A 13,767-nucleotide genomic window follows, 5' to 3' on the forward strand; every position below is an offset into this window, starting at 1 on the left:
TTGAAGCCCCCTAAGAAATATATAGTCTTCAATAAAAAAAGCGCCATCACAAGTGACGGCGCTTTTCTATATAAGAGCAACTAGAAGGTATCCTTCTAGCCTACTCCCATTTATAAGTCCAAAACTGTTCAAGTTGCAGCCATTTTAATGTTGCTGCATCTTTGTTTTTTATTTTTGCATGCGTGTCTTCAAGCATTGCTTCTGTTTGTGAACGGTGCGCACCTAATGCAGTTAATTTATGATCAAATACTTCACTAATGTTATTTACAACATCCGGTTCTCCTAATACTGCTTCACGATTTTTCGTAATCGCAACAGCATGAATAACTGGGCGCTCTTCTTTTGGCATACGTGATACAGCGCGAACGACAGCGCGGCCAAATGCATTATGATCTGGATGTACACCGTGCTCTGGATAAAATGTAATAATTCGAGATGGATTTATTTCTTGAATGATTGCTTCAATTTTGTCAGCAACGAAATCAACATCTTCAAATTCTAACGTTTTATCATGGAAGCCAAGCATTCTTAAATCTTTAATACCCATCGCTTCACAAGCATCTTTCAATTCTTTCTTACGGATATGTGGAATCGTTTCACGGTTAGCGAATACGTTCTTACCCATGTTACGTCCCATTTGTCCTAGAGTACCACATGCATATGTTACAGGTACTCCTTGATCTGTTAATAAGCGAATTGTTCCTCCCGCAGCATATGCTTCATCATCTGGATGCGGAAATACAACAAGTACATGTCTCTCCATAAGTTTCCCTCCTTCTTACTTAAATGGTGTTAAGCTTAACTCAAGTGCAACTGCTAGACGACCTAAATTATCATGTCCAGCTAATAATAAACGCTCTTGATCGTCTACTTCCCAGTGCGTAATACCTTCAGCATATACCCAACCGTGATCCATTTTCAGACCAACTCGGTATGGATTTGTTCCAGTTATCTTCCCGCGTTCAAAACGGATAATCGCATTTCGAATGAAAGCACCAACTGTCATCATCTTTTCATTTATGTGTGATGCATACGCTCCGTTTGTCGTTTCTAAATGAATATATACATCTTTATTTACAAAACGTTCAATTTCATTTTGAATAAGAGAACTATCTTTTACTATTTCCATCGGAATTCACCTCTTTAAACCATTTTACGCAAAAATAATGTAAATTGCTATCTCTATATTAGAGGACAACGCTCACTTTTCCTAATAATTTGCACTGTGTTTTTTATATTTTTTATATGATATGTAAAAAATACATTTTTCCTTCACTTTGTTAAATAGTTTTCTTTCTTTTTTGAATTTGCTACAATATATTTTATCCCGTATTATTGCAGCGAGATACATTTCGACAATTGAATACATAATTTAAAGAAGGTGACATGATTGGAACAGTCAGCACATGAAGTAGCAAATTGGCAATATTATTTTGCAATTGCCGTATTTTTAATCACGTACGGATTTATTATTTCTGAGAAATTGAATCGTGCTGTAATCGCACTATTCGGTGCTGCTATTATGATTATTTTTGGAGTTGTAGATTTACATACTGCTTTCACATCACATATTCAATGGGAAACGATTACCCTTTTAATTGGGATGATGATTCTCGTACATATTACGAGTCAATCAGGCGTCTTTGAATTTGTGGCCATTAAAGCGGCAAAAGCAGCTGGCGGAAAACCGATTCGCATTTTATTATTACTATCCCTATTAACTGCTGTCGGATCAGCATTTTTGGACAATGTAACGACTGTTTTATTAATCGTTCCTGTTACATTATCCATTACACGTATTTTAAAAGTAAATCCTGTGCCTTATTTGATTTCAGAAGTGCTGTTTTCAAATATAGGCGGAACAGCAACATTAATCGGTGATCCACCTAATATTATGATTGGATCAGCAAACAAGCATTTAGACTTTAACGCCTTTTTACTTAACTTAGCTCCAATCGTAATTATTATTTCTATCGTGACACTTGGCATTATTTACTTCATGTATCGTAACAAACTAAAAACAACACCTGAACAAATCGAAAAACTAATGGCATTAAACGAAAAAGATTACATTAAAGATCAAAGCCTCCTTTTAAAATCTATTTCGATTTTAGGACTAACAATTTTAGGCTTCGTACTTCATTCGATTATTCATGTAGACGCTGCTGTTATCGCGATGACAGGCGCTACACTTCTTATGTTAATCGGCGTGAAAGAACATGATATTGAAGATGTATTTGCCCACGTTGAATGGGTTACCATTTTCTTCTTCGCCGGATTATTTGTTCTCGTTGGCGGGTTAATTGATATCGGACTTATCTCTTCACTTGCAAGAGAAGTAATCGATGTAACAAACGGTGACATCGGATTCGCAGCTATACTTATTTTATGGGTATCTGGCATCGCATCTGCGACAATCGACAACATCCCATTTGTCGCAACGATGATTCCTCTTATTCAAGACTTAGCTACAGGACTCGGACTATCTGTCGATTCTCCGCAAATCGAAGTACTATGGTGGGCGTTATCTCTTGGAGCTTGCTTAGGAGGAAATGGAACACTAATCGGAGCATCTGCAAACGTAGTCGTTGCTGGTATTGCAAAACGTGAAGGACATGGCTTCTCTTATATGGACTTCTTAAAAATTGGTTTACCATTAACTATTGTTGCACTCTTGTTATCACATGCTTATATATATTTACGTTATTTAATGTAAAAGTTGTATTGCATGAAATTATATCGTCAAATACAAAAGGTTTGCAGCATCCGTGCTGCAAACCTTTTTTCATCACCAAAATATACCGATAATTGCTAAACCACCTAAAATCATACCACCAATTTGTCCGACAATTGTTGGTGATAATTGAACACCTTTTCTCACTTCAACAACTGGTCTTTCGTGCCTTAGTTGCTGCACTTCGCTTTGCAGTTGGTGCACACTTCCGTGTAACTCTTTAATAAGTTCTTTTAATTCGGCGACCTCTTCATTTACTGGTTTTGCCTTTTCTAAATTCATTTTGCATGACTCCTTATAAATTCAATCAACACACTGTAAATTTTCGCCAATTACCATTATATCTCCTGCATACTACATATATAATTTCGAATGTACTTTCTAACCTTGCAGCTCTATCCATTCATCCCGCAATATCCCCATAATCATACGGTCAAAACACTTCCCATCTCTTTGAACCGCTTCTCTCATACAGCCTTCCATCTGAAAACCCATCTTTTTATACAATGCAATGGCAAGTTTATTATACGAAATAACATCAAGACCGATGCGGTGTAAATTCAATTCATAGAAAGCATACTTTAGAATAAGATGTATTGCTTCTTTCCCATATCCCTTTCCTCTATCATTCGCATCTCCTATACCAATAGCTAATAAACCTGTTCCGTTATTCCACTCTATACCATGAATCGCCACAAAACCAATTAAGCGATCTTCTTGAACTGTCCTTACCATGAAAGAAACACTATTCGATCTCCGTCCTTTTAATAGCCCATCACTTGCTATTTCATTTAAAGATTGCGGGAATGCTACATCTGTATCTACATTTCTTAAATACTCACTATCCTCTTGCCACATAGCCATCAATTCAACATCTTTTTCTCTCATAACTGATAATTTAATCGTTTTATTTCGAAAAAGATTCATTGTCATTTCAAAATCCCCCTTTATTACATAATGGGGATAATTGTTTCAGCCCATTTATCCCCTAGTTCCATAAACTGCTTTATAAACGGGATACTTACAATAAGCGCTGACATTGGCACATCTCCTCCATATTGAATTAACTTCATTGTATAATTTTTTATTTATTCTAACAATAATAGAAAGGCCCTCCAAATTTAGAGGGCCTTTCCTAATAGCAAAACTATATTATTTCGTAAACATTTTCTCCGCTTCATCCATTGCCATTTTGTTTCCTAAAGCAGAATAGTCCAGCCATGGTTGATCATTGATAATGTATACGTGCTTGCCTTTAACTGCTTTTAAGTCTTTCCAAATTGGCGTTTCTTGAAGTTGTTTAAATGCTGCTTTTGCTTTATCATCTCTATTTACAACAACGAAAATCGCATCTGCATCAAAGTCAGGTAATACTTCTTGTGAAATGACTTCGAAAGGGCGGTTTCCATCAATTTTCTCTACACCATTTGCAGGCTGTAACCCTAAGTCTTGGAATAAAATTGGTCCCATCGGTCTTTTCGTACTAAATACACGCAATTCTTTTGCAGTAACGCGAATTGCCATTACTTTTTCGTTATTACCTAGCTCTTTATCTATTAAACCTTTTACTCGTTTTGATTGCTCTTCGTAATCTTGAATATATTTATCTGCTTCTTTCTCACGGTTTACAAGTTTACCAACTTGTTTTAAATGATCTCTCCACGTACCTTCATCTAAATTGAAAGAATGTGTTTTTGCAATTTTTTCGTATTTCGCTACATCTTTACCAGCATATTTTTCATCAACATAAATGTCAGTTGGCTTTAATTGAAGTAACGCTTCCATATTCGGATCTGTTACAACACCAAGCTTCTTCGTATCTTTCAACTTCTCTTTAGCGTGCGGTAAGAAATCTTTTAAATCTCCCCCAATAACAGAACCTACTGGTGTAATTCCTAATGCAAGTAAATCATTTGTTAAATGAATAGACATTGAAGCAATTTTTGGGTCATTACTTTTTTCCGTTTTTTTCGTTGCCTCTTCATTAGCTTTCGTTTGACCACATGCTGCTAATACTAAAATACACATCATGCTAAATAAAATAGTAAGTTTCTTTTTCATATGTTCTCCTCTTTGAAGTATTTATTTTGTTTTTGTAAGTAAATAAAGAAAATACGGTGCTCCTAAAGCTGCCACTACTACACCAGCTGGAATAGAGTTTGGCTCAAATATAGAACGACCTATCGTATCTGCTAGCACTAAAATAATCATTCCGATAATGCCAGCTAAAGGAAGAAAATGTTGATACGTAGTACCTACTAACTTTCTTGCAATATGCGGAGCAACTAAACCGATAAAACCAATTCCTCCTGCCATCGATACACTCGCGCAAGATAATCCAACCGCTGTAGCTAAAAGTAGTAACCGTTCTTTTTGAACAGAAACACCAAGTCCTGCTGCCACACTATCACCTAGTGACAATGCATTTAACGTTTTAGATTTTAGCCATGCATACGGGGTTAGTATGAAAATCCAAGGTAATAATGCAAGGACATGAATCCAATCCCTTCCCCACACGTTACCAACTAACCATCTGGAAGCGAATGTATATGTCTCATCATTTAACTTGAGAGAGAAAAATAACGAAATCGCACTAAATCCAGCTGAAACAGCAATACCAACGAGAATAAGTCTAATAGGAAGTAAACCTTTTGATCGATCACTCGCAAGTATAATAATTAAAAATGCAGCTAGTATTCCCCCACCAAATGTAAATAACGGTATTAAAATCGATGCATTCTCATTAATAGAATGAAAGAAAGTAACAAATATAATTAGCCCGAAAGATGCACCTGAATGCAATCCTAAAATACCAGGGTCTGCAAGTGCGTTACGTGATAATCCTTGTAAAATCGCACCGGAAATCCCAAGGCCAATACCAGCTAACATTGTGATTATAATTCTTGGCATACGATAATCGTATAGCACGGTTGCACTTTCAAAATCACCATAACCGAAAAGCGTTTGAATTACTTTGAGCGGTGCAATACTAAGTGTCCCTGTATTTAAGCTAAGTAAAATGACAGCGATACCAATACAACCGAATATTGTAGTTACAGTAATGGCTCTTTTTTTATCTGTGTTAATAAGACCCTTCACTTATAGCTCCCTCCCAACTTTACGTGCTATATAGAGGAAGAACGGAACTCCAACAAGAGCTACCATAATTCCTATCGCAAGTTCTTTAGGAGGGTTTACTGCTCTTGCTCCTAGGTCAGCTAAAACTAATAACATAGCACCTAATAATGCTGACATAGGAATAATGAGTCGATAATTAACACCAACTAATTTTCTAGCAATATGCGGAATAACGAGTCCTACAAATCCGATAGAACCAACAGCTGAAACAGATACACCTGCAAGAATGACTACTATAATCATCCCTAGTATTCTCGTTCGGTTCGTTTTCACTCCTAAATTTGTAGCAACATCATCTCCCATTGATATGAGTGAAATAGATCTCCCTAGCATTGTCGCAAAAATAATCGTTATAAGAATAATAGGGACTAAAAATTTCAAGTGTTCCCACTTAACCCCTGCAACACCACCAGCATACCAAAACGCTAAATCTTGGCTTAAATCATAATAAATCGCAACACCTGAACTTAATGAATGTAAAAGCGCTGCCATAACCGCTCCAGCAATCGTTAACCTCATTGGTGTTAATCCGCCTGATGTGGCCGATCCGATAATAAAAATGAGTACTGTACTTAAAACCGCTCCAATAAAAGAGACAATCATTAAATAGGAATATGGCATATGCGGAAAAAAGGCAAAACTAAGTGCTACTACAAACATCGCACCTGCATTTATGCCAAGCACACCTGCATCAGCTAAAGGATTTCGTGTTACTCCTTGCATAACAGCCCCAGCGACCGCAAAAGCTGCTCCTACAACTGCTGCTCCAATTACCCTTGGGAGCCTTAATTCATATATAATTTGGTGCTGCGTTAATTTCGGATTATAATCAAAAACCGCTGTCCATACGGTTTGCAAATGGATATCCTTTGCACCGAATGCAATAGCTAAAAATATAGATCCGATTAAACATAAAATTGATAAGCACATGAAACATATGAACTTAATATGTTTCATGTGCTTATTGCCAGCATATACAGCAGACTTATGTAACATGTTTCATTTCATCCTTTATATTCAGTTGTTTTTTATAATTATTTTTATTTTATACTATTTATTGATAATAATTATCATTTTTATTTAGAAATTATATCCTCACTTTTTTAAAATAGCAAACTATTTTTTTAATTTGTTAAATATTAAAATACTTATTACAATTCCTTTCTAAAACTTACAAATACATGCAAAATAGACTGCTGGTTTATTTTTTAAATTGTAGTATACTTAGTCATTATTTTGATTTTTCTAACAAAAAGGAGATACAATGTTCTATATAAAACAACTATTACATTTCACTTACGAGCAAGCATTATCCTGTTTATTCCCAGTCGTTATTTTCTTAACACTAGCCCTATCAAAAATCATTTCCATCCCAGGGTTATACCGCTATGATTTCATACTCATCGTATGTCTTCTTATGCAGTGGATTATGTATAAGACTGGACTTGAGACGAAAGATGAACTAAAAGTAATTACTGTTTTTCACCTTATCGGGCTTTTACTAGAAATATATAAAGTACATTTCGGTTCATGGAGTTATCCAGAAGAGGCATATTCAAAAGTTTTTGGAGTTCCACTTTACAGTGGCTTTATGTATGCAAGTGTTGCCAGTTACATATGCCAAGCGTGGAGAAGATTACATTTACAAATGTACCATTGGCCGAGGGCTATTTTTGCTATACCGCTAGGCGCTATGATTTACTTTAATTTTTTCACACATCATTTTCTATATGACTTTAGATGGGTATTAACTGTACTTTTATTCATCGTTTTCTTTCGGACATTTGTAGAATTTTCATTACGAGGCGTTACATATAAAATGCCACTCGTTCTCTCCTTTTTCCTTATTGGGTTCTTTATTTGGATTGCAGAGAACATCGCAACATTTTTCGGAGCATGGCAATATCCAAATCAACGGGAAGCGTGGAATCTCGTTCACTTAAGCAAAATTAGTTCATGGTTTTTACTCGTTGTTATTAGCATTATGATTGTTACACAACTCAAACATTTGAAAGAGTCGAAAAAATAATGCTGATTATGTAAAAATAGTTAGCCCATCACTCATTAGAAAGTGATGGGCTTTTTTACCTTCCTTATTAAAGTAGTTACATATTATGAGCTACTACTAGCAGAAGATGTTGCTGCAGATGAAGCGGCAATCGTTGCCATCATAGCTGCTTGTTGTGCTTGTATGAGGACTTCTATCATAGTTTGTAAACCTGTGTTGGTAGCTTTACTTTCCTCACCTTTCTGACTTACGAACAGTTGAATAGCAATAAGAATATTCGCATCTGCATGCCAACGGAATAATTTCTCCCCCTGCAGTTTTTCAATCAACGCTTTAATAGCATAAATCTCTTTTTCTCCATCTTCAAGTAACGCTAGTAGCCCGATTGCTGGATAATGCATCTGTTTCACTTTTACCTTTTCTTGTTTTAACAAATTCCATATGTTTGTACATGTTGCAACTAACATTTCTTCACGGACATCCTTCTTTAGTGAAAGAATATGACTTAAAAACTGAAGATCATTCCCTTTACGCAAACCAGCTTTCGCTAGTTTCTGATACAGACGTTCTACACGATCCATAAGTGTTTCTACATTCTCTGATTGTCCTGCTAATAAAACCGCGAGCGGATAATCATTTGTACTTGTAAGAAAGAGGTGATCCTTTTTCATGCGTTTATATACTTGCATCGAACGCTGAATGTGCGCGCCATGCTGTTCATTTTCTTCTGTTAAAAGCACAGCTGCTGCGAGATAAGTAAATATACTCCGGCTAAAGCCACTAGTGACCAATTGTTCATATAAATCTAAAAACGTCCGAAAAGCTTTCTTGTAATCTGTAAAGTGAATATCTAATGTTGCGGCCACTACAAAACGATGATAAGACTTTAAGTATGAAAACATCCCTACCTGATTCTTAATATAACTACTAATTTCTAAAAAACGTTCGAGATTAAACAATTTATCACTACCTGCATACATAGCAGCAATCATCATTCCTGTTCGAGAATCACTCGTTTTCCATTTTAGTTCTCCCTTTAACTGTACATATGTATGTTTATATTGCTCTAACTTTTGCTCTAATGTAATCATAGTATTCACCCCTATTTCTAGTTCTTCTCTATCATTATACTTATATTCCATATTTAGGAATACTACAATTAATAATCACAACCTAAAAAATTATAAAATTCTCTAATCCTTCTTCATCAGCACCACGATGATAATCCCTAATCCTTCAAGAAGTTATACAAAAAAGGTAGATAATAATTTATCTACCTTTTTTGTATATATTATTTAACATTACAACTGTATTGCTTGTTATATGCAATTAAGACTAAAGAGCTTTAATAATACGTTCCATCGCTTTCATTTGCCCAATATGATCAGCTTCATGATAAAGCATCATACCGTAAAGCTCCCCTACTGTTTCCAATCCTAGGAATGGCTCTGGCAGTTTATTTTCAAATGCTTCTGCTGGAATTTCGTTAATACGTTTTGCTTGTTCTTTTAATTGATCCGTTAATACTTCTAACGATGGTCCTTCTGTTTTCCATTTAGATGGTCGTGATCCATACCCAAACATACCTGGATATTCAGTTGGTAATTGTTTGAATTCTTTTCCAAACATGAAAACCTCTGCTGCCGTTAACACATGACCGATATGCCAACGAATTGTATTGTTAAAACCCTCTGGCTGCGTATCCGCAGTTTTATCATCTAACGTTTCCATAAATTTAAGTAACGCCCCGCGCGTTATTTCAAATTGTTTTAAACCCACTAGTCTATTCATTTTATCGTTCCCCTTCTTGATGTACAATTTATTATGAACTAAGAATGTTCAACTTATTAACGTTTCACCTTGTTTAATCTATCAGAAACGATTAAGAAAAACATCTAATATGCTTAGTAAAAATAATTAAAAGGTTCACCCCTAATAAATATAGAATTACTTACTACACAGTTAGTTTAGTAAATAATAGAGGAGTGTCAATTACATGTTACATGTTTTAAAACAACAATATGATCTTATTAGCTCTACAAGAGAAACTCTATTTTCGTTTTTGGAAGAAATCCCACTAGAAAAATTACATAGCACTGTTCCTAATTTCGGGAGCGGTAGCATTATAAAGACGCATATTCATGTAGCCGATTGCTACCGATACTGGCTTGGATCATTCGCATTCAAGCAAAAAAGAGCAGATTTTTCATTTGCTAGCGATTACGAAATTGAGCATGCAGATGTGGAAAAAGTCCGTGCTAGATTTAAGTTAGTAGATGAGACTGTACAACGTTTTTTAGATGAATACAATGACCGTTGGCTCGAAAATATAGCAAATGAAGTAAAGTGGCAAAAAGAACCTTGGAGCACAACTCCGCTATGGCTTTTAACTCATACGGAGACTCATGAGTTTCATCATAAAGGACAAATTGTATCGATGGCTAGGTACCTTGGATATACTCCTCCTGATACTGACCTTAGTTAATTCAATGGTTTATGATTACCGAAAAAATTAGAATGAATACAAATCGAGCATGTTTTGAAATCCAATCTAAACATGCTCTTAAAATACTCTACCTTACAATCTCCATATCCTCATCAATACCAAATAGTCTCCGCATAATTATAAGCATCGCTATTCGGAATGGCATGTTTCCCCTGTGCTTGCGCTTTTCTTGGATCCAAGTCATATACCATTGGCGTATAGCATGATGTTTGTCCTTTATTTACAACACCATTTCCTCCAGCACTTCCGCAAGTATATGCCTTTCCATCTGTTTTTCTAACAACCCTTGCATCAGCTTCGTTATTATAAACTGCTGGACGAGTTACAGTAACTTTCGCCCAAGCCGTCTTACACGTCGTGCTAAATTTTAATTCTACATAAGAATTTGAATCTATCCATTTCTTCTCTTTCGTTACTGCGGATTGATCACAACTATTATAATAAGGACTTTTCCCATCATATGAATGATCTTCTGCATATGCTTTATCGCTATTAATCGTGCTAAACATACTAGTTACAACGAGTAAAGATAGCAATAAACATGCACTCGTCTTTTTTAAAAGTTTCATATAATTTCACTCCTTTATTAGTAACGTGCTGTTTTCCCGTAACCGTTATTAAACGTAACTGCTTCAGCATCTGCTGTGTATCCGAAATCAGCAGTTAAATCAAATACCATTCCTGTATAAGTGCTCGTTTGACCTGTTTTTATTGTGCCGTTCCCCTGATTAGAAGTAACTGATTTTTGGAATACATCATTTTTGTATTTATTTACAACAGCGTACGCGTACACTCCTCCCGAAACAGCTGGTGCTGGTTGATCTAACACAAACTTAGCCCATGCTTCATGACATTTATTACTGTAACGTAAATACACTGTCCCCACTTTTTTACTACCTTCATAAACTGCTGTAGACTTTGCATTAAATCCATCTGCATCACATGTTGTACTTCCCCCGTATACTTTCGTTGTTGCTGGATTTTTCCCGTCATAATAACTACTTAAATCAGTAGCTGCAAATGTACTTCCTTGAAAACTAAATAATACACCTATACTTGCCGCACTTAACACACATACTTTCATTAACTTTTTAAACATTTTAAATTCCCCCTCACAATAAGTACGTATACTAAAGACAAGCTATACTGCTATGTAAGCCCTCCTTTCACTCTTCCTAGAGGCATCTTACAGAAACGAATAAACGTTTTAAATTCCCTGATGATTATTGGAATATACGAAGAATTTTACTTATCCTTGTAAGAAAAAAGTTGAGAAATACACATTTTATAGCATTCTATATTTAAAACATAAAAGAACCGATACTTGTTATATTCAAGCATCGGTTCTTTATACAAAATTGCCATTTTTTCTTTTATATAAAATAAATATTTCTCCACTTAATCCGTTGTAAAAAACTCCCTTGTTACATCAATAAATTGCTGCAGTGGTGCTGTCATCCATTTATCTTTATGCCAAGCAATTTGTGTATAAATCGATGAAATTGCATTTTCTAAATGTAACTCTTTTATTGTCCCTTCTCTTATATCTTTTTCTACTACTATCGCTGGTAGAACAGCTATACCTAAATCTGCAATAACACATTGTTTAATTGCCTCGACACTAACGAACTCAATTTTATTTGCTGGATACACATCTTCTATACGAAATAGTTCTTCAAATAAAGTCCGATACGAGCAGCCTAATTCTGTTAGTAGAAGTGTTTCACTCTCTAAATCTTTTATAGAAACTGAAGGTTGTTCAAGTAAACGATGCGTAGGAGCAGCTACTACTTTTAATTCTTCTTTCATAAGTGGTTCCACATGTAAAACATCTTCTGTTTTACATTCGTCCAAAATAAATGCAAGATCTACTTTCCCCTCCATCAATTGTTCCTTTGCATCTTTATTGGAATGTGCTGGTTTAAATATAAGTTTTATTTGAGGAAATTGTGCTTTAAACCTCTTTAATATAGAAGGCAGTCTGTATGTACATTGACTTTCTTGTGCACCAATTATTAACGTACCTGCTATTTCCTCATCATCTTTCACGGCCGTCTTTGCTTCTTTACTAAGTGCGATTATCTTGTCCGCATATAGTTGAAACTTTCTTCCTGCTTCAGTTAAGAAAAGGCGTTTTCCTAATCTTTCAAATAACGGTGTACCAAGCTCAGCTTCTAACGTTTTAATTTGTGCCGTTACGCTTGATTGGGCAAAATTTAATTTCTTTGCAGTTTGTGTAAAATTCAAAGTGTCTGCTGCTACTTTAAATGTAATTAATTGTTTTATCTCCATTTATCATCCCTCTTTTCAATCGATATTTCCGATTGATTTCATCAAAATAATCCTCTTTGCCTATTGATATTTGTATTGTATGATAAAGAGCATCGACAAACAATACAAATGGAGGGATTCCATATGAAAGCACTTTGTTTCGAACAGTTTGGAAATCCAGATGTACTACAATATAAAGAAATACATGATCCAATCATAAATCCAAATGAAATTCTAGTCCGCACGAAAGCAATCGGATTAAACTTCGCTGATATTTATAGACGCCGCGGCGATTATCATCTTGCTGGCAATCCGCCTTATGTATTAGGTTATGAAGGAGCTGGAATTGTTGAAAAAGTAGGAGCTGACGTTACTACTATCAACCTAGGAGACCGTATTGCATTTGCGGACGTCCCATTTGCAAATGCAGAACTAGTTGCCGTTCCATCTGAAAAAGTAATCCCACTACCAGATTCTATTTCTTTTGAAACAGCCGCTTCTGTCTTATTACAAGGATTAACTGCACATTATTTAACGCAAGATAGCTATCAACTAAAACAAAGTGATATAGCTTTAGTACACGCTGCAGCTGGTGGCGTCGGTCAACTTCTTGTTCAAATGATTAAACTATATGGCGGAAAAGTAATTGGTTTAACGTCATCAAAAGAGAAAGCAAAGATAGCTACATTAGCTGGTGCCGATCACGTATTTTTATATAACGAAGAATGGCATACGAAAGTACTTGAAATGACTAATGGAACTGGAGTAAATGTTGTATATGAATCAGTAGGTTCTACATTAGAGGACAGTTTTAACGCTACTAAAATTGGCGGTACTGTCGTATTTTACGGAATGGCTGGTGGTAATCCTGCGCCAGTTGATCCACGTATGCTTATGGATACTTCAAAAACTTTAACTGGCGGAGACCTTTGGAACGTTCTTACCACTTATGAAGAACGTAAAAAACGATCTACTCAATTATTCGATTGGATCGCAACTGGCAAATTAAACATTGAGTGCCCTACTACATTCTCCTTACAAGATGGTGCTCTTGCACATAAATTATTAGAGAGCAGAAAAAGTACAGGGAAGATTTTATTAATTCCATAA

General features: G+C 35.5%; 16 protein-coding genes. 4 read left to right on the forward strand and 12 right to left on the reverse strand.

The window, feature by feature from the left end; genetic code table 11:
* Window positions 1–100: 100 nt before the first annotated feature.
* Together bshB2 and BCG9842_RS16825 are read right to left on the reverse strand one after the other, a co-directional pair.
* A complete protein-coding gene (gene bshB2 / locus BCG9842_RS16820) occupies window positions 101–763 on the reverse strand; it encodes a bacillithiol biosynthesis deacetylase BshB2 (protein WP_000439482.1) in 663 nt (220 codons plus the stop codon).
* A gap of 15 nt (window positions 764–778) precedes the next feature.
* Window positions 779–1,129: a YojF family protein gene (locus tag BCG9842_RS16825; protein ID WP_000407045.1), complete on the reverse strand. Its 351-nt coding sequence runs from the start codon at window positions 1,127–1,129 to the stop codon at window positions 779–781.
* Window positions 1,130–1,390: 261 nt separating this feature from the next.
* Here BCG9842_RS16825 and BCG9842_RS16830 point away from each other — a divergent pair, with 261 nt between their 5' ends.
* On the forward strand, window positions 1,391–2,716 hold the full coding sequence (locus BCG9842_RS16830) for an ArsB/NhaD family transporter (RefSeq protein WP_000437992.1): 1,326 nt from the start codon (window positions 1,391–1,393) through the stop codon (window positions 2,714–2,716).
* Between the two features lie 72 nt (window positions 2,717–2,788).
* On the opposite strand, the gene BCG9842_RS16835 is transcribed toward BCG9842_RS16830, so the two are convergent.
* The 5 genes from BCG9842_RS16835 to BCG9842_RS16855 all read right to left on the reverse strand — a co-directional run bounded on the left by BCG9842_RS16835 (window position 2,789) and on the right by BCG9842_RS16855 (window position 6,868).
* Window positions 2,789–3,016, reverse strand: coding sequence for a hypothetical protein (locus BCG9842_RS16835; protein WP_001047304.1), 228 nt, complete (start codon window positions 3,014–3,016; stop codon window positions 2,789–2,791).
* A gap of 99 nt (window positions 3,017–3,115) precedes the next feature.
* The gene (locus tag BCG9842_RS16840; RefSeq protein ID WP_000178513.1) at window positions 3,116–3,667 is read right to left on the reverse strand and encodes a GNAT family N-acetyltransferase; all 552 of its coding nucleotides are present in this window, start codon (window positions 3,665–3,667) and stop codon (window positions 3,116–3,118) included.
* A 219-nt stretch (window positions 3,668–3,886) separates the two neighbouring features.
* A complete protein-coding gene (locus BCG9842_RS16845) occupies window positions 3,887–4,795 on the reverse strand; it encodes an iron-hydroxamate ABC transporter substrate-binding protein (protein ID WP_000728216.1) in 909 nt (302 codons plus the stop codon).
* Between the two features lie 21 nt (window positions 4,796–4,816).
* The gene (locus BCG9842_RS16850) at window positions 4,817–5,833 is read right to left on the reverse strand and encodes a FecCD family ABC transporter permease (RefSeq protein ID WP_000677264.1); all 1,017 of its coding nucleotides are present in this window, start codon (window positions 5,831–5,833) and stop codon (window positions 4,817–4,819) included.
* The gene (locus tag BCG9842_RS16855) at window positions 5,834–6,868 is read right to left on the reverse strand and encodes a FecCD family ABC transporter permease (protein ID WP_000902700.1); all 1,035 of its coding nucleotides are present in this window, start codon (window positions 6,866–6,868) and stop codon (window positions 5,834–5,836) included. It abuts the gene before it with no gap.
* A gap of 268 nt (window positions 6,869–7,136) precedes the next feature.
* On the opposite strand from BCG9842_RS16855, the gene BCG9842_RS16860 reads away from it, so the two are divergent.
* Window positions 7,137–7,901 carry a DUF817 domain-containing protein gene (locus tag BCG9842_RS16860; RefSeq protein WP_000499382.1) on the forward strand — a complete coding sequence of 255 codons (765 nt, stop codon included), beginning with the start codon at window positions 7,137–7,139 and terminating at the stop codon, window positions 7,899–7,901.
* 83 nt (window positions 7,902–7,984) lie between these two features.
* On the opposite strand, the gene BCG9842_RS16865 is transcribed toward BCG9842_RS16860, so the two are convergent.
* Both BCG9842_RS16865 and BCG9842_RS16870 read right to left on the reverse strand, forming a co-directional pair.
* Window positions 7,985–9,022 (reverse strand): DUF4003 domain-containing protein, encoded by a 1,038-nt coding sequence (locus tag BCG9842_RS16865; RefSeq protein WP_003309751.1) that lies wholly within the window; start codon window positions 9,020–9,022, stop codon window positions 7,985–7,987.
* Between the two features lie 193 nt (window positions 9,023–9,215).
* The gene (locus BCG9842_RS16870; protein WP_001081120.1) at window positions 9,216–9,671 is read right to left on the reverse strand and encodes a DinB family protein; all 456 of its coding nucleotides are present in this window, start codon (window positions 9,669–9,671) and stop codon (window positions 9,216–9,218) included.
* 205 nt (window positions 9,672–9,876) lie between these two features.
* Between BCG9842_RS16870 and BCG9842_RS16875 the strand changes: the two genes are divergently transcribed.
* Entirely contained in the window at window positions 9,877–10,365 is a 489-nt protein-coding gene (locus BCG9842_RS16875; protein WP_000903443.1) for a DinB family protein, read from the forward strand.
* A 113-nt stretch (window positions 10,366–10,478) separates the two neighbouring features.
* Here the strand turns inward: BCG9842_RS16875 and BCG9842_RS16880 are convergent, their stop codons facing one another.
* The 3 genes from BCG9842_RS16880 to BCG9842_RS16890 form a co-directional block, all read right to left on the reverse strand.
* Window positions 10,479–10,955 carry a DUF2690 domain-containing protein gene (locus BCG9842_RS16880; protein WP_000771161.1) on the reverse strand — a complete coding sequence of 159 codons (477 nt, stop codon included), beginning with the start codon at window positions 10,953–10,955 and terminating at the stop codon, window positions 10,479–10,481.
* Between the two features lie 17 nt (window positions 10,956–10,972).
* Window positions 10,973–11,485, reverse strand: coding sequence for a DUF2690 domain-containing protein (locus BCG9842_RS16885; protein WP_000473736.1), 513 nt, complete (start codon window positions 11,483–11,485; stop codon window positions 10,973–10,975).
* 299 nt (window positions 11,486–11,784) lie between these two features.
* Window positions 11,785–12,678, reverse strand: coding sequence for a LysR family transcriptional regulator (locus tag BCG9842_RS16890; RefSeq protein ID WP_000403873.1), 894 nt, complete (start codon window positions 12,676–12,678; stop codon window positions 11,785–11,787).
* A 123-nt stretch (window positions 12,679–12,801) separates the two neighbouring features.
* Between BCG9842_RS16890 and BCG9842_RS16895 the strand changes: the two genes are divergently transcribed.
* Window positions 12,802–13,767, forward strand: coding sequence for a quinone oxidoreductase family protein (locus BCG9842_RS16895; RefSeq protein WP_000645236.1), 966 nt, complete (start codon window positions 12,802–12,804; stop codon window positions 13,765–13,767).

Source organism: Bacillus cereus G9842, from assembly GCF_000021305.1.
GTDB classification, from domain to species: Bacteria; Bacillota; Bacilli; order Bacillales; family Bacillaceae_G; genus Bacillus_A; species Bacillus_A thuringiensis_S.